This is a genomic window from Serratia sp. AS12, from assembly GCF_000214195.1.
GTDB classification, from domain to species: Bacteria; Pseudomonadota; Gammaproteobacteria; order Enterobacterales; family Enterobacteriaceae; genus Serratia; species Serratia plymuthica.
In genome coordinates, this window is sequence record NC_015566.1 from 3516647 (window position 1) to 3532882 (window position 16236).

The 16236-nt window shown below is 54.7% G+C and carries 12 protein-coding genes and 1 pseudogene; 4 read left to right on the forward strand and 9 right to left on the reverse strand.

What is annotated here, in order from left to right:
* From SERAS12_RS16460 to SERAS12_RS16470, 3 genes are read right to left on the reverse strand one after another with little or no spacing between them, the layout of a single operon-like run.
* Positions 1 to 1515, reverse strand: coding sequence for a 2-oxo acid dehydrogenase subunit E2 (locus SERAS12_RS16460; RefSeq protein ID WP_013813720.1), 1515 nt, complete (start codon positions 1513 to 1515; stop codon positions 1 to 3).
* Between the two features lie 3 nt (positions 1516 to 1518).
* A complete protein-coding gene (locus tag SERAS12_RS16465; protein WP_004946867.1) occupies positions 1519 to 2538 on the reverse strand; it encodes an alpha-ketoacid dehydrogenase subunit beta in 1020 nt (339 codons plus the stop codon).
* 11 nt (positions 2539 to 2549) lie between these two features.
* The gene (locus SERAS12_RS16470) at positions 2550 to 3512 is read right to left on the reverse strand and encodes a thiamine pyrophosphate-dependent dehydrogenase E1 component subunit alpha (RefSeq protein WP_013813721.1); all 963 of its coding nucleotides are present in this window, start codon (positions 3510 to 3512) and stop codon (positions 2550 to 2552) included.
* A gap of 252 nt (positions 3513 to 3764) precedes the next feature.
* On the opposite strand from SERAS12_RS16470, the gene SERAS12_RS16475 reads away from it, so the two are divergent.
* A complete protein-coding gene (locus SERAS12_RS16475; RefSeq protein WP_013813722.1) occupies positions 3765 to 6524 on the forward strand; it encodes a LuxR C-terminal-related transcriptional regulator in 2760 nt (919 codons plus the stop codon).
* 105 nt (positions 6525 to 6629) lie between these two features.
* Here SERAS12_RS16475 and SERAS12_RS16480 read toward each other — a convergent pair whose 3' ends face one another.
* Positions 6630 to 7193 (reverse strand): DUF1440 domain-containing protein, encoded by a 564-nt coding sequence (locus SERAS12_RS16480; protein ID WP_013813723.1) that lies wholly within the window; start codon positions 7191 to 7193, stop codon positions 6630 to 6632.
* A gap of 404 nt (positions 7194 to 7597) precedes the next feature.
* Here SERAS12_RS16480 and katG point away from each other — a divergent pair, with 404 nt between their 5' ends.
* Positions 7598 to 9796, forward strand: a complete 2199-nt coding sequence (gene katG / locus SERAS12_RS16485; RefSeq protein WP_013813724.1) for a catalase/peroxidase HPI — start codon at positions 7598 to 7600, stop codon at positions 9794 to 9796.
* A gap of 166 nt (positions 9797 to 9962) precedes the next feature.
* Here katG and SERAS12_RS16490 read toward each other — a convergent pair whose 3' ends face one another.
* From SERAS12_RS16490 to SERAS12_RS16505, 4 genes and pseudogenes are all read right to left on the reverse strand, one after another.
* Positions 9963 to 11276, reverse strand: coding sequence for a type II toxin-antitoxin system HipA family toxin (locus SERAS12_RS16490; RefSeq protein WP_239440943.1), 1314 nt, complete (start codon positions 11274 to 11276; stop codon positions 9963 to 9965).
* Complete coding sequence (locus SERAS12_RS16495; RefSeq protein ID WP_013813726.1) at positions 11276 to 11602, reverse strand: helix-turn-helix transcriptional regulator; 327 nt, start codon at positions 11600 to 11602, stop codon at positions 11276 to 11278. Before SERAS12_RS16495 ends, SERAS12_RS16490 begins: the two co-directional genes overlap by 1 nt.
* Positions 11603 to 11918: 316 nt before the next feature.
* A pseudogene (locus SERAS12_RS16500) lies at positions 11919 to 12176 on the reverse strand (hypothetical protein); the annotation flags it as partial.
* Between the two features lie 147 nt (positions 12177 to 12323).
* Complete coding sequence (locus SERAS12_RS16505; RefSeq protein ID WP_013813727.1) at positions 12324 to 13223, reverse strand: AraC family transcriptional regulator; 900 nt, start codon at positions 13221 to 13223, stop codon at positions 12324 to 12326.
* Between the two features lie 197 nt (positions 13224 to 13420).
* Here SERAS12_RS16505 and SERAS12_RS16510 point away from each other — a divergent pair, with 197 nt between their 5' ends.
* Both SERAS12_RS16510 and SERAS12_RS16515 read left to right on the forward strand, forming a co-directional pair.
* The gene (locus SERAS12_RS16510) at positions 13421 to 14014 is read left to right on the forward strand and encodes an NAD(P)H-dependent oxidoreductase (protein ID WP_013813728.1); all 594 of its coding nucleotides are present in this window, start codon (positions 13421 to 13423) and stop codon (positions 14012 to 14014) included.
* A gap of 578 nt (positions 14015 to 14592) precedes the next feature.
* Positions 14593 to 14970 carry a hypothetical protein gene (locus SERAS12_RS16515; RefSeq protein WP_041416217.1) on the forward strand — a complete coding sequence of 126 codons (378 nt, stop codon included), beginning with the start codon at positions 14593 to 14595 and terminating at the stop codon, positions 14968 to 14970.
* Positions 14971 to 15201: 231 nt separating this feature from the next.
* Here the strand turns inward: SERAS12_RS16515 and SERAS12_RS16520 are convergent, their stop codons facing one another.
* Positions 15202 to 16101, reverse strand: a complete 900-nt coding sequence (locus SERAS12_RS16520; protein ID WP_013813729.1) for a LysR family transcriptional regulator — start codon at positions 16099 to 16101, stop codon at positions 15202 to 15204.
* Positions 16102 to 16236: the final 135 nt, after the last annotated feature.

Here is a 16236-nt window from a genome sequence, read left to right on the forward strand (position 1 = left end):
CTAGACAAACATCAGGGTCGGTGTTTCAACCAGTCGCTTGAGTTCCTGGAGAAAAGCCGCGCCCAGCGCCCCGTCGATGACCCGGTGGTCGCAGGACAGCGACACCGTCAGTTGATGGCGCGCTACGATCTGCCCGTCGCGGACCACCGCCCGCACCTCACCGGCACCGATCGCGAGGATCGCGCCCTGGGGCGGGTTAATGATGGCGTCAAACTGGCGTACACCGAGCATGCCCAGGTTTGACAGGCTAAAGGTGCCGCCCTGGAACTCTTCGGGCTTGAGCGTGCCGGCTTTCGCCCGGGTCACCAGGGAATGAATTTCACGCGAGATCTCGCTGACCGATTTACGGTTGGCGGCGCGCACTATGGGGGTAATCAACCCGGCCGGCAGCGCAACGGCCACCGAGATGTCGGCATCGGTAAAGCGGCGGATGCTCTGGCTGGCTTCGTCGAACTGTACGTTGACATCCGGCACCGCCACCAGTGCTTGAGCGCAGGCCTTAACCAGCAGGTCGTTAACCGAAATCTTGACGCCGGGCGCGCCGAGGTTGATTTCCTTGCGCAACGCCAACAGGCGCTCCAGATCGAGATCGGCGATCAGGCGGAAGTGCGGCGAATGTTGCTTGGAAGCCTGCAAACGGGTGGCGATCGCCCTGCGCATGCCCGACATGGGCAAGTTCTCGAAGGCTGCCGGCGCCGCATTCTGTGCAGTCGCTGTCTGCGGCTGCCCGTCGAGCAGCAGAGCCGCCGCCTGCACATCCTCGCGGCTGACCCGCCCGCGTGAACCGCTGCTGCGGCAGTCGTGCAGGTTGATCCCCAGTTTGCCGGCCAGACGGCGCGCCAGTGGGGTTGCCGATACCTGACTGTCGTCGGCGTGCGAACGGGGCGCTTTGCCTGAACGCGATGGCAACGTCGGCGATACGATGCGGCCCCCTGCGGCAAGGATAGCGTTCTCCAGGTCAGCCACGGAGATACGTGCTTCACGTCCGCTGCCGCGCACCTTGCTCAAGTCGGCACCCAGCCTGGCGGCCAGACGCAACGCGTGGGGCGTGGCATTGACCTGTGCGGCATCGGTGCTTCCTTGCAGGCCGATCGGCACCTCGGTCTGCCCACTGGCGGCCACCGGTTTGGTGGATAGGGGCGATACCCTGGGGAGTTCGTTGTCGAGTGTCGGGGCTGCCACAGGGCGCGCGGGAGGCGACGCAACAGACGCGGCCGGTTCCGCCGTTGCCAGACTGGCCGTGAAGGCGTCCAGTTCGGCATCGCTGATCGAAGCCTCAGCCACCAGCGCCAGCGCCGCCCCCACCTTTAGGGTATCGCCCTGCCGGGCCAACACCCGGCGCAGGGTTCCGGCGAAGGGAGCCTCAAGCACGTTGACGATTTTGCTGGTCTCGATCTCGCAGATTTCCTGTCCCTTGGTGAAGCTGTCGCCCTCCCGGATAGACCACTGCGCGAGCACCCCTTCCTCCATCGAAAGACCCCACTTGGGCATTTCAAGCGTTTTGATATCACTCATGGCTCAATCCTCCAGCACTTGGCGGACAGCGGCCTCGATCCGCTCGACGCTGGGGATCCAAAGCTTTTCGAGGGCGGGAGAGAACGGCACCGGGGTGTGCGGCGGTGTGACCAGCACAATCGGCGCTTTGAGGAAATGGAATGCCTGGGAAGCGATCAGTGCCGCGACATCATGGGCAAAACCGAAACGCGCCGCCGACTCGTCGACGATCACCACACGGCCCGTGGACGCCACCGATTCCAGAATGCCTTCCTCGTCCAGCGGTGAAATCGTACGCGGATCGACCACCTCCACCGAGATGCCCTCTTTGGCCAGTTTGTCGGCCACTTCATTGGCTTTATGCACCATCGCCGACAACGCGATGATGGTGACGTCCTCCCCTTCGCGGGTGTAGTTGGCCACGCCCAGCGGGATGGTATAAATGCCTTCCGGCACCTCGCCCTTAAGGTCGTAAAGCATTTTATGTTCGCAGAACACCACCGGATCGTCGTCGCGGATCGACTGGATCAGCAGGCCCTTGACGTCATAAGGGGTAGACGGCACCACCACCTTGAGGCCCGGCGTGGTGGCGAAGATATTATAAGGCGACTGCGAATGCTGGGCCGCCGCAGAGAAGCCGGCGCCGATCATGCCACGCATCACTAGCGGCGCCTTGGCCTTGCCGCCAAACATGTAGCGGAACTTGGCGGCCTGGTTGTACAGCGCATCGTGGCAGACGCCGAAAAAGTCCATGAACATCAGCTCGGCCACCGGCCGCAGACCGGTCGCCGCAGCGCCGGCAGCCATGCCGATGATCGCCGACTCGGTAATGGGCGTGTCGATCACGCGGTCAGAGCCGAACTGCGTCCACAACCCTTTGGTCACCCCGAGCACGCCGCCAAAGGCCTCTATCCTCGCCTCCTCCGGCGCATTGCCGCCGTGGCCGCCACGCAAGTCTTCGCCGATCAGCACCACGCGTTCGTCACGCTCCATTTCCTGGGCCAGCGCTTCCTTGACCGCTTCACGATAGGTTTTTATAGCCATTGTTATCACCCTCAATAGGAAACGTAGACGTCGGTCAGCAGGTCTTCCGGAGCCGGATAGGCGGCTGCGCGGGCTTTCGTTACGGCATCCCCGACCAGCGCTTCCACTTCCGCGTCGATCGCCGCCAGTTCCTCCTGAGTGACCTGTTTTTTGATCTTGTCCGTAAAGATCTTCAGCGGATCGTGCTGTTCACGCAGGCGTTGAACCTCACCCTCAGCGCGGTACAACGCCGGATCGCCCTCGAAGTGGCCGTGCCAGCGGAAGGCCTTGGCCTCAATCACGCTGGGGCCGCCCCCTGCGCGAGCACGCTTGACCGCCTCTGCAGCGGCTTCGTAAACGGCAAAGAAATCGGTGCCGTCGACCGTCACCGCCGGGAGGCCGAAACCGGCCGCACGTTTGGCGATATCACGGCCGCCGACGGCGTAGTCATGGCCGGTCCCTTCGCCATAGCCGTTGTTCTCGAAAATGAAGACGGCCGGCAATTGCAGCACCACGGCCATGTTCATGGCTTCAAATACCAGGCCCTGATTGGAACCGCCATCGCCGGTGAAAGACACGCCGACGTTGCCGGTCTTCAGGGTCTTGGCCGTCAGCGCAGCGCCAATGGCCAACGGAGGGGCTCCGCCAACGATGGCGTTCGCGCCCAGCATGCCTTTTGACAGGTCGGCGATGTGCATAGAGCCGCCTTTGCCGCGACACAAACCGCTGTCCTTACCGAAAATCTCGGCCATCATGCCGTGAATATCACAACCTTTGGCAATACAGTGGCCATGCCCACGGTGCGTAGAACCAATGAAATCGGCGTCGGTCAAATTTTCGCAGACCCCCACCGCAATGGCCTCCTCACCGGTATAAAGGTGAATGAAGCCCGGAATGTCACCGCTGGTATTTTCCTGATGCAGGCGCTCCTCGAATGTCCTGATCTCGCGCATCTTTCGGTAAGCCTGCAGCAAAGCCTGTTTGCTCAGCGTCATCTGATTCTCCTCAATAAGGGTCGGACAGGCGGGGCTATTTGACAGGGTGAGAACACCCTAGCCACACCAATACAAAAAATGTACGGGTGTTTCGGGAAGCTGCGAAGCCACCCTAATGGGGGGGTAAGTGGGGGTTTTCATGCTTGAGGTCAAACTTTATGAATTTTGTTTATCTATCCAGAACGACGGCCCCGTTTCATCCTGGGCTCTGACGTACAATTGAAAAAACAAAATACGGGCAGGCAACCACGGATGAAGCAATCGGATTTTGCAGGTTCCCAATCTACATCGTTGGTCTCGGGGCCTTTGCGGCTGACGAGAGGCTTGCCGCTGATCCTGACCAAATTTGTCCCGCCCCGCTCCTCTATCCTGTTGCTACCGCGCCCGCGCCTGCTCAAACGCCTCGATCAAGTGCGCCTGCGGCGTCTGGCCGTCGTTTGTGCGGGCGCAGGATTCGGCAAAACTACGCTGTTGGCGCAATGGCACCAGCAGTTGATCGGCCAGGGTGAACGCGTTGCCTGGCTCAGCCTTGATGAGGATGACGATGACGTCTGGCAGTTCATTCCTTATCTGCTGCATGCTTTGCGACCGCTCTATGCCGACTGGGACGCCGATTTTTGGCAGAACATGGAAGAGCAAGCGCCCTCAAGCTCTCTGCAGTTGCTGGCTGGGCTGATTAACCAATTGCACTATTGTCCGCACGACCTGTATCTGATCGTCGACGACTTCCATATGATCAATGACGCCGGCGTACATGAAGCCCTGGGCTACCTGCTCAGGCATGCGCCTGCGGCGCTGCATCTGATCGTCGGCAGCCGGTTCCACCCGAGTCTGTCGTTGAGCCGATTGCAGGCCCAGGACCAGTTGGTGGAAATCTATGATCAGGACCTGCAGTTCACGCTCGAAGAAACCCGGAACTATTTCAGCCAGACGGTCGCCGTGCCGCTCAGCAATCAGGATGCCCTTCGGCTGCTGTCCGCGACGGAGGGCTGGATCGCGGGCATGAAGATCGCCTCATTGTCCCCCGAATTGCGTGTAGACCCTGGGCACCTGATCCACAATCTGCGCGGGGGGACGCGATCCATCGCCCGTTATCTGAAAGAAGTGGTGCTTGACCCGCTGCCGGCGGAGGTGCTCGACTTCCTGATGCAAACGGCGTTTCTCAATCGTTTCAATACCGGACTGTGCAACGCCGTCACCGGGCGTGACGACAGCGAGGCGATGCTGGAATGGATTGAGCGGCACAACCTGTTCCTGTCGGCCCTTGACGAACAAGGCTATTGGTTCCGCTATCATCCTCTCTTGCAGGAAACCCTGGGCGTGGCATTGCGCCATCGCGCCGATATCAACCTTAAACAGTTGCACGACCGCGCCAGTCATTGGTTCGCCGAACAGCTGTTGTGGGCTGAGGCGGTACGCCATGCGCTGGCCGCCGGCAAGCCGGTTCATAGCCCCGGCCAGGATGGTGCGAGCGCGCAATCCCTGGCTGAAGAGGGAGATATCGATACTCTGGTTTCCTGGATGCGTCACTTGCCGGCGAGCGTTGATCCGTCGCGCATTGACCTTCAAATCAATCTGGCCTGGGCGCTGGCGCACTATTTCCGCTTCGATGAATCGCGACAGTTGCTCGACAACCTCGACCAAATGGTGGCGGACCACCGTGACGGGATGGCCCGCAGCGCCTGGATCAAGCTGCGGGTGGTGCGCGCCATCTGCGAAGCCTTTGCCGAAAACATCCCTGAAAGCCTGGCGATTGTCGAGCCGTTGCTGGCCGAAGTGCCTTGCGGCGATACCTGGGTCGATGGCCTGATATGCAATATTCTCAGCTACTGCCATGTGGTTAACCAGCGCTATACCGAGGCCCTGGCGGTCCAACGCCATATGCCCAGCCCGGACAGCCCGCTGGACAATCTGTTCGTCTCGGTTTATCGCGCTTTTATCATCGCCCAATGCCATCTTTGCCAAGGCGATTTGGAGAACGCCGGGCTGTACGCCGGCAATGCGTTGCGTCAGGCCGAGCGTTATACCGGCCCCCAGTCGACCAGCGGAGCGACGCTCGCGCCGCTACTGGCGGAAATCGCCTACGAGCGCAAGAGCCTTGACTCGCTCGATCATCTGCTGGCGGATAGGCTTGAGCTCATCGACCGTTTCAGCCCACCCGACGCGCTGAGCCGTTGCTATACCTACCTTGCGCGGCAGGCCTTGCATGACGGCATGCCGCAGGAGGCAGAACGGCTGCTGGAACATGCGCAGCAACTGGCGGTGTCTCGCGGGTGGCGCCGGTTGCAGGCTCTGCTGTTGGCCGAGCAAGTAAGAGTGCGCTTGCAGCGTGCGGATCGCCCTGGTGCAGAGCAGTTGCAGCAACAACTGGAACAGCTGGCGCACCATGCCAGGATTGATGCTGAACATCCTTGTCAACGTGCGATCGCTCAGCATGCGGCACTCAGCCGCAGTCGCCTGTTGCTGGCCTCCGGCCAGATGCCGCAAGCCTGCAAACTGCTGGCCGAACTGGTTACCGAACAGGAAAACCGTCGCGACTGGCTCACCGCCGCGCGCCTGCGTGCGCTCTGGTCATTAGCCTTGTGGAAAGCCGGTAAAAACGCGGCTGCCTGCACTACGCTGCAACCGGTTCTGCAATTGGCTGAACACCCGCATCTCATGCGCAGCTTTCTTGATGCCGGCGACACCTTGCAACCTTTGCTTCTCCATATGCACGAAGGTCCTGCTGCCTGCAACGAGCAAGGTGCGCAGCTTCGCCTGGTAGATAAGGGCTCACAGACCGGGGAAAGGCAGCTTCAGAGCAGTCATGACGTTTATTGGGGGCTCAGTGAACGCGAACTTCAGGTATTACGCCTGATCGCCGAGGGCCAGACGAACAAAGACATCGCTCGCTCCCTGGCTATTTCTGCACAGACCGTGAAATGGCACCTCAAGAACACCTACGCCAAGCTCAACGTCAACAGCCGCACCCAAGCCATGAGCCGTGCACTTGAAATGAAACTTCTGGATTAACAAGGTATTAACGAATACCCCTGAGCAATACCCCTTCATGACGACGATAATCAACGAGAAGGAAAAGCCCTGTGCATTCAGGGCTTTTATGCCTATCGCGTTGACTTAACGGAACGGTGAGTTGAGAGGAACTTCCGCATCCGGCTGATGCGTTATTCTGTTGCGCAGGTCACGCCGAACAAGTTCGATCGCCCAGAACCAGAATGCATGCCCCAGTATTTCGGAAACATACTCTTCGACAGGCAGCATGGATAAAGGCGGCGTTAAGCCAAGCAGCGGGAAACTGATGCCGTGAACGAACACCGTGGCAATTAAGCCGGCGAGCACGCCCTGCCAGAGTTTTACTTTCGGGAAGACTTCGGCAACCACGCAGTAACCGATGGCAAACACCAACGAGAAAATAATGTGCGTCACCATAACCGGATTGATCACATGCTCCGAAAAGGTGTAAACCGTTGCCGTGGGATCTATGCCCAAATAATCTCTCAGGAAAAGATACGGTGGATTAAACTCCGCGCGTCCATCCAGAATGGTCCTTGGCGGAAGCGGAACTTCTGCGCCCCACTTAACGAATGCAGACAGCAGCCCGGCGATGACGCCGACAAAAAGCGCGACGCCATAACGGCGTCTTTCCAGCGGCGTTTGCACAAAAAAATCCCTAATTTTCATATCCATCCCCTAAAAATCATTAGTGTTTATCGTTCACCAATCAGGTTATATCTTCACCAAAGTGTGATATTGATCACGATCACTTTTTGTTACCTTTGGTCGTAAATTTTCAAAGGAAGGGAAACGGGTTTAGAAAAATCGGTACCGGGAGCCTGAGCGTTTTTACGCTTTTTGGCCGCCATACGCCTTTCTGGCCATGCCTATCAATACAGAAAAAATCAATCGTCCGAAACTATTGCAGAATTCAACCATTCCTATTTTATCTCTCGCCAACCACTGTCTAAGCTTACTACTGAGTTTCGTTCTACCCGCCGTTGGCTCAGGTGACGAAACCCAATAACGATCAGATTGACTCAGGGGTTCCCCCCATTAGCGCAACATCCGACACAAGCAGAGAGCGCATCATGACAACTGAAAGCAAATGCCCATTTTCGGGTGGCAGCAACAAGACCCTTCCCCAGCGTGGTAATTCGAACCAGGACTGGTGGCCAAACCAACTTAGTCTGGAACACCTGCACCAACACTCCTCCCTGTCCGACCCGATGGACAAAGATTTCAACTACGCCGACGCGTTCAACAGCCTGGATCTGGCGGCGGTCAAACAAGATTTGCATGCCCTGATGACCGACTCTCAGGAATGGTGGCCGGCGGACTTCGGTCACTACGGCGGCCTGTTCATCCGCATGGCCTGGCACAGCGCCGGCACCTACCGCATCGGCGACGGCCGCGGCGGCGCAGGCTCCGGCCAGCAGCGTTTTGCCCCGCTCAACAGCTGGCCCGACAACGTGAGCCTCGACAAGGCGCGCCGGTTGCTGTGGCCTATCAAACAGAAGTACGGCCGTAAAATTTCCTGGGCCGACCTGTTGATCCTGACCGGCAATGTGGCGCTGGAATCGATGGGCTTCAAAACCTTTGGTTATGCGGGCGGCCGCGCCGACGTTTGGGAGCCGGACGACGTGTACTGGGGCGCGGAAAAGATTTGGCTGGAACCGAGCGGCGGCGAGAACAGCCGGTATTCAGGCGACCGCAATCTCGAGAACCCTTTAGCGGCGGTGCAAATGGGTTTGATCTACGTGAATCCGGAAGGCCCGGACGGCAACCCCGATCCGATCGCCGCAGCACGCGACATCCGCGAGACCTTCGCCAGAATGGCGATGAATGACGAAGAAACCGTCGCGCTGATCGCCGGCGGCCATACCTTCGGCAAAACCCACGGCGCAGGCCCCGCTTCGCACGTCGGCGCCGATCCGGAAAGTGCAGGTTTGGAACAGCAGGGCCTCGGCTGGCAAAGCACCTTCGGTACCGGCAAAGGTAAAGATGCAATCACCAGTGGCCTTGAGGTCACCTGGACCACCACCCCGACCCAATGGAACCATGACTTCTTCCGACACCTGTTCGAATACGAGTGGGAGCTGTCGCAGAGCCCGGCCGGTGCGCACCAGTGGGTAGCCAAGGACGTCGGTGAGACCATTCCTGACGCGTTCGATCCGGCGAAGAAACATCGCCCTACCATGCTGACCACCGACCTGTCGCTGCGCTTCGATCCGGCGTACGAACAAATTTCGCGCCGTTTCTTCCAGAACCCGGATGAGTTCGCCGACGCTTTCGCCCGCGCCTGGTTCAAACTGACCCACCGCGATATGGGCCCACGCGCACGTTATCTCGGCCCGGAAGTCCCGGCTGAAGAGCTGATTTGGCAAGATCCGATCCCGGCAGTGAATCATAAGCTGATTGACCAACAGGATATCGCCGATCTCAAAGGCAAAATCCTGGCCGCCGGCCTGCCGATTTCACAGCTGGTCTCCACCGCCTGGGCCTCGGCCTCCACCTTCCGCGGTTCCGACAAACGCGGCGGCGCCAACGGTGCCCGCATCCGCCTGGCGCCGCAGAAAGACTGGGCAGTGAATCAGCCCGCTCAACTGGCGCAAACGCTGGCCACGCTGGAAGGCATTCAGCGCACCTTCAACGATGCGCAAACCGACGGCAAAAAGGTCTCGCTGGCGGATCTGATCGTGTTGGCAGGCTGTGCGGGCGTTGAGCAGGCAGCGAGCAATGCCGGCCACCCGGTTACCGTTCCTTTCACGCCGGGGCGCATGGACGCTTCGCAAGAGCAAACCGATGTCGAATCGTTCGCGGCCATGGAGCCGGTGGGCGACGGTTTCCGCAACTACCTGGATACCCGCTACCGCATTTCCCCCGAGGCATTACTGGTGGACAAGGCGCAGTTGCTTACCCTGAGCGCGCCGGAAATGTCGGTGCTGTTGGGCGGGTTGCGGGTGTTGAACGCCAACGTCGGCCAAAGCCGGCACGGCGTGTTGACTCAGCGGCCTGAAACGCTCACCAACGATTTCTTCGTTAACCTGCTGGATATGGGCACAACCTGGAAAAAGGCGGATGAGGACGGCGTGTTTGAAGGCCAGGATCGCCAGACCGGTGCGCTGAAATGGACGGCAACCCGCGCCGATCTGATCTTCGGTTCACATGCGCAACTGCGGGCGTTGGCGGAAGTTTATGGCAGTGCGGATGCCCAGGAGAGCTTTGTTCGGGACTTTGTCGCCGCCTGGAACAAGGTCATGAACCTCGATCGCTTCGATATCGCTTAAGCATCGTTTAAAGATCGTTAAAACGGCCCGCCTGGGATCACTCAGGCGGGCCGTTTTGTTGATCAACACCATTCATTGCAATAGAACTTTTCAAAGAAATGATTTCAGTAGCGATTATTCAACTGACTTTATTAGCAAGCATGTAGTTTTACTCAATCTAACGACACTACAGCATGAGTCGTAGATGGTTTCCAATCTCTTTAGCCAGCATTTTGGGAACGTCATAATCATTTGCCACTACGGACCACGTGGCAACATGCTCAAGAGTCTCATCAATAATAGCGTCAATACTCACCTTATTAAACCTACGGCTTACCTGCTCAAAAGCATAAAAATCATCACGAATAAAATGATCTCTTTTTCCGTTTATCGTCATCCAATGGCTATTCACCCAACGACTTCCTGGTTTATAGCTGTAAGCAAGATCATAGGCAGGTGCCAATTGCCACTGATGGTGTTGATTCATTATAAAAGCAAAGTTCTTCGAGTGATCATCATGATTTCTAGCCACAACGTTAAAAATCATACGTCGTAACAATTGTTCAGCATCCTCAAATGGCAATTTTAACTGTCGGGCAATACCGAACAATTCTTCGTAGGAATAACTGCCCGGTTGTTTGTAGCTCACATGTGCAAGCCCATTTAGCGTTTGGGTATGAATTTTTTGTGTTCCAATACGATCGAACCGTTGCGTGATAAAGTGGCGCCGATTCCCTTCGTTCAGTAAATGACTCGACATCATTTTGATACCACACTTTTTTGCTAACAAGTAATAGACGTACTCCATTGCACCATAACCAAGAGGATCACCAAATGTTTCCTTGTTTTTATTGTGTTCACTGACACCGTCAAACTTCATCAGATAATGGGTGAACCCTTCAGGAATCGTACTTTGACCAGAACGTACCTCAGTGAAATCCCGATTAAACGCTAATACCGCTTTAGGTCTAGCCCCACCTGCACTCATTCCAACAGACAATAGAGACATCATTGCTTCGCGTTCGTCTTCACCGTTCGCATTTAATGACACAGAGAAATGTGAACGCTCATCCAAAATCTCTTGTGCGATGTCCACCAAACTGCTGATTTGAACATGTTGAAAAGCATTTAAATGACGCATCTGCGTTGCCGGGTGGTACTCAAGAGCCCCCATGCCACGTGTCCCGGTATACTGTAAACGTTGTAAAGGCGTAATTTGATCGGGAGACTTCCCCTGGCGAGCCACCCAAGCGTTAAGCACCGCATTGCCAAAATCATCGGGTAAAGAATCGGCGACCATACCTGGCAGCCCTTTGAAAGTATGTTGTTCCAATTCAGGGAAAGAATAAATACGTGAATTTAATGGCATTTTTATTGGTGATAGTTCAATGCCGCTTTTAATAAAGGCAGGGTCATACTCAAAAGCACCCACTCCCTTTTCAGTATCGAAACTGACTGCACCCACCCGATACTTGTCATAATTTATAGCGATAGCTTCCATTACCATTCCGTGGTTTCTCCTTTTTTATCAGTCCGTTGCCCCGAAGCGCGTTGACGTTTTTCGCCCTGTAATTTAACCAATTGCAATGGGGAGATAACTTGTTCGGGAAGGAATAAATCCAAATGTCCGGTTAAATTTAGCGCTGACATAATAGAAACAAAGGAAACAAGCAATCCTCGACCTTTTTCGGCATTAACAATAGCTTTACGATTTACACCCGCAATCTGTGCTACAGCCTCTTGTGTCAGGTTGGCATTTAGTCTTGCTTGCTTCAACCGTCTTCCGAGTTCCTCAGCCATGGCCAAAGATGATGATTGACCCATCATAGTAATGATACCTTTTGGGGTTGCTAGTTCTTTAATTGGACATTAATACACCATAATTGGGTCAGTATACATTAAAATAGATACTAAAACAAAAACCCAAAAATGGGTCATTAATATATAAACACAGATCACAGACCCCATAAAGGGTCACTACCTGTTGCGTGGTTAATTTTACACATCAGCAACGGTTTCAGGCCGGATTGCAACAACCTATGCTGGAAATTGTCCTGATAGCGCAAAGGGGGGAGATAACGGAATTATTTTGGAAGACGTTTTTGGCTAACCCGAAGAGATTATGGGGGAGCACCTCCCCCCATCATTCGCCAGCCGTCAGGCCCGGTGCTGCAATATCGCTGCAATAGAAGTTAAACAGGCGCCAGCCCAGAGCAATCAGCGCCAGCGGTGCGCCGACAAAGCCGATGTTGCCCATGCCTAGGTGCAGGCTGACATGATTGCCCAGCAGCGCATCCGCACCTATGCCGAAATTGTACAACCCGGAGTAGATAGATATCGCGACATCGGTGGCATCTGGCGCCAAGTTCAACACCTTGGCCTGCATCGACAGTGCGGATGCCCAGGAGAGTTTTGTTCGGGACTTTGTCGCCGCCTGGAACAAGGTCATGAACCTCGATCGCTTCGATATCGCTTAAACTTCGTTTAAAGATCGTTAAAACGGCCCGCCTGGGATCCCTCAGGCGGGCTTTTTGCATTTATATTACGCTCAGCCGGCCTCGCGTATTCGCTTGATATCGCGTAGAGGAGGCGCGCCAAACAGACGGGTATATTCACGGCTGAACTGCGAGGCGCTCTCATAGCCTACCCGCACCGCCGCGCTGCCGGCATCCAATCCTTCATTCATCATCACCTGCCGTGCCTCCTGCAAACGCAGGCTCTTCAAATATTGCAGAGGGCTCATGCCGGTCAGCGCGCGGAAGTGCTGCCTGAATGTCGATGGGCTCATGCAGGCTTTGGCGGCCAAGGCTTCCATCGACAAATCCTGCGTAAAGTTGAGTTTGAGCCACGACAACACCCGAGCGATTTGCTGGCTTGGCGATCCCTGCGCGACCAAGTTCCGTAATGTCGGACCATGTTGCCCGCTCAGTAACCGGATCGTGATTTCCTGCAAGATCAGCGGGTAAATCGATGCCATCAACGTCGGCTCACCCAACAGGCTAACCAAGCGACTTACCGCTTCCAGAAGGCCATCGTCCAGTTCAACCACCGATACGGCCCTGCCGCCGGACACTTTCGCCCCAGCGGCGAAATCCAGATCGGCCGCCAGTTGTGAGATAAGCCGGGCATCCAGCGCCAGGCGCACCCCCAGGTAGGGCTCGGCGACGCTGGCCTGGGTAACATAAGACACCACCGGCAGATCAACCGAGGTTATCAGCGACTGTCCAGGCCCATAGTCGAAGATCTCATTGCCAAGCGTGACTCGCTTTCCCCCCTGTACGGTTAGCCCCAACCCCAGCCCGTAGATACAGGGCATCGGCGCCGTGACGGCATTTCTGCGGTAAATCATCAGTGCAGGTATGGCGGTAGGGTAATCGCCATCAGCAGCGGCAATATCTGCCACCAGACTGGCCAGCGTCACGTTGTTCGCTCTGGTGTCGGTCAGCATTGGGTTCGCTCTCGCAACTAAAAAGGGTCAGCAAAAAGTCTATCACCTCGTCACCCTCTTATTGCAGATATCAATGCCAATCCGTTGAATCAGGCAAAAATTGAATCGAATCCGACAAGCGATCCGCACCTTGCTACGGCGATACTGTTCGCCATTGAGACATCGTCTTGGCCCTTCCCCATCACACAGGTTCCATTATGAAAAACGTTCTGATAATCAATACACACCAGTTATACGAAGGCATCTCGTCAGGCGGCTTAAATACGACCCTGCTCGGCGTGATCCGCGACGAGATGGAAACGCGCGGCCATAAAGTGCAGCAGACCGCCATCGCGCGAGGTTACGATATTGCTGAAGAGGTGAGAAAGCACCTCTGGGCCGACATCATTATTCTGCAATCGCCGGTCTACTGGTTCGGCACGCCCTGGATCTACAAAAAATATGTCGACGAGGTCTTTACCGCCGGGTTGATGCAACAAAGCATGCTGGTTGATGACGGCAGAACCCGCCAGGACCCGGACCGGCAATACGGCAGCGGCGGAAAAATGCAGGGCAAAAAATACATGCTGTCGTTAACCTGGAACGCACCGCAACAGGCATTTGACGATAACAACCAGCAGCTCTTCGCCGGCAAGTCCGTCGATGACATCTTCGTCAGCAATACCGCCAATTATAAATTCTGCGGCGCCGATATCGTTCCCGCCTTCTCGTGTTTCGACGTGATTAAATCACCGGATATCAGCAATGACATAGAACGGCTGAAACAGCACCTGACGAACGTGTTCGGCTAAGCTGCGCCGCATTTCCCGCTTCATCATTTTCGACCGCCGGCGATCTCTGCCGCAATCCCCGCTTAAGGCAACTTAAGCGGGCTTTTTGTTGCTCGGCACCATTCACTGCAATAAAACTTTTCGAAGAAATTATTCAACTGAATTTGTAGCAAGTGTGTAGTTTTCTCAATTTAACGAGGTTACAGAATGTAGTCATAAACGATTTCCAATCTCTTTACCTACTGAATAATAAAACAAGAATCATTATAAAAATAAATTTAAAAAATTATTATGTTACGCCAATAACCATCACTCTCGTCAATTAATAATAAAATAATTAGCTATGATTCGTTTTTTATTACCATAAAAAAGCCAAAATAAAGAATTATCCAACGAAAAACACTGAAATATAAAAATAACAAATTGAATTAAGTAACAACAAATCAACAATATTGAAACAATGAGTTACAAGTGATAGTTTTAAGTTCCATCGAGAAAATAAAATTTTTAATTATAACTATTTTGCATAACACCTAGGGGAAACATCAGGATCAGGGAAGTGAGGTTATACAAGAGCAAATTGATTTGAAGAGGATAATTTGACCAAGATTGCATCGAATTTAGAGTTAATGAGAAAAGAGTGGTACAACGCATTTTTTTCTCTAAATATTGATATGCTCGACTATCTTGAAGCTGAATGGTTTTTTTCGACTAACGGCGAAATGTTAGTTTATAAAAAGCACCAACTCAGAAAACTGTCTCTTTTAAAGTCAAAAGATCCAAGATCGATGGATGGTATCAAACGAAAGGAAATTGATGTTCATACCATTACCTTTGATGGGTTAGCATCTATAACTGGGTCAGCCGAAATAATGGAAAGAAATGGTGATATTCGAAAAATAAACTTCATTGAAAGTTGGATGAAAATTAACGACTGTTGGAAACTTCAATTCCAAACTTTTGAAGACAGGAAATAATTAAGTCATCGCCCCTCTTTAGGGGCGTTATTTTAAAGTAAAACCAAGATAAACTTGTAGCGTATTACTGTCTCAGTTAACTACTGATAATATACCTATCGAAAAATATCTGTACTGTACAAGGATATTATAGATACATCACCCACATATTGGTTCTCAAAAAGACAAGGATAGCTGGGCCATGTCCTACCAGGAGAGTTAGAAACTCAGTGCCATTCCAGTCAAATACAATCAAAAAGGAATGACAGAGGAGAGCAGCCGTTCGCCAAGAAAATCGATAAAAACACGCAGTTTAGGCGCCAGATATTTACTGGACGGCCAGATGACCCGGAACGTCCCCTGATGCTCGGTGCAGCTCTCCAGTACCCTTCTCAACTCGCCGCGCCGTAATGCCTCCTGCACCATAAAATCCGGCAGGCAAGCGATGCCCAGCCCAGCCTGTGCTACCTGCACCAGCGCCTCGGTGGTATTGCAGATCATCGTGGCAGGCAACTCCGGCAAGATTTCGCCCGGCAATGGCCGCAACGGCCAGGGCTCAAACCGCCCTGTGGTGGGAAATTTATGCTGCAGGCAGGCGTGACCGAGCAAATCCGCGGGTTTCTCCGGCACGCCGCGCCGTTTTAAATAGTCCGGCGACGCCACCAACACCAGTTCGAAAACGCCCAACCGGCGGGATACCAGCCGTGAATCGACCGGTTCGCCGGTGCGCACCACCGCGTCAAACCCTTCTTCAACGATGTCGACCAGACGGTCGGAAAAATCCACGTCCAGCTCGATATCCGGATACTGATGCATAAAAGCCGTCAACACCGGCATCATCAGCCCGCTGACCAGCGGCAGACTGATGCGCAGTTTGCCGCGCGGCGCGGCCCGGGTATCCGCCAGTTCAAGCTCGGCGGCGGCTATCTCCGCCAAAATGCGGCGGCAGCGTTCAAGAAACAACGCGCCTTCGGCTGTCAACGTCACGCTGCGGGTGCTGCGGTGAAACAAGCGCACTTCCAACCGTTCCTCCATGCGTGCCACGCTTTTACCCACGGCAGAGGACGATACGCCCAATTGCCGACCGGCATCAGAGAAACTGCGCGTTTCCGCGACCTGAACAAACGCCAGAATACCGCTGAGACTGTCCATGATGCCCTCTGTTATTTTGGACGTTTTTGTCCGATATCTATGGAAATTTAGCCTATTTTTCTTCAGTACGGGAGGGATTATGTTGATGGCTATGCAGTGATAACGCTGCGCAGCCCCGTTTATGGGCCTTTCCAT

Coding starts and splice junctions, on each gene's coding strand:
- SERAS12_RS16460 (WP_013813720.1), bottom strand. CDS start 1,515: ATGAGTGATATCAAAACGCTTGAAATGCCCAAGTGGGGTCTTTCGATG.
- SERAS12_RS16465 (WP_004946867.1), bottom strand. CDS start 2,538: ATGGCTATAAAAACCTATCGTGAAGCGGTCAAGGAAGCGCTGGCCCAG.
- SERAS12_RS16470 (WP_013813721.1), bottom strand. CDS start 3,512: ATGACGCTGAGCAAACAGGCTTTGCTGCAGGCTTACCGAAAGATGCGC.
- SERAS12_RS16475 (WP_013813722.1), top strand. CDS start 3,765: ATGAAGCAATCGGATTTTGCAGGTTCCCAATCTACATCGTTGGTCTCG.
- SERAS12_RS16480 (WP_013813723.1), bottom strand. CDS start 7,193: ATGAAAATTAGGGATTTTTTTGTGCAAACGCCGCTGGAAAGACGCCGT.
- katG (WP_013813724.1), top strand. CDS start 7,598: ATGACAACTGAAAGCAAATGCCCATTTTCGGGTGGCAGCAACAAGACC.
- SERAS12_RS16490 (WP_239440943.1), bottom strand. CDS start 11,276: ATGGAAGCTATCGCTATAAATTATGACAAGTATCGGGTGGGTGCAGTC.
- SERAS12_RS16495 (WP_013813726.1), bottom strand. CDS start 11,602: ATGATGGGTCAATCATCATCTTTGGCCATGGCTGAGGAACTCGGAAGA.
- SERAS12_RS16505 (WP_013813727.1), bottom strand. CDS start 13,223: ATGCTGACCGACACCAGAGCGAACAACGTGACGCTGGCCAGTCTGGTG.
- SERAS12_RS16510 (WP_013813728.1), top strand. CDS start 13,421: ATGAAAAACGTTCTGATAATCAATACACACCAGTTATACGAAGGCATC.
- SERAS12_RS16520 (WP_013813729.1), bottom strand. CDS start 16,101: ATGGACAGTCTCAGCGGTATTCTGGCGTTTGTTCAGGTCGCGGAAACG.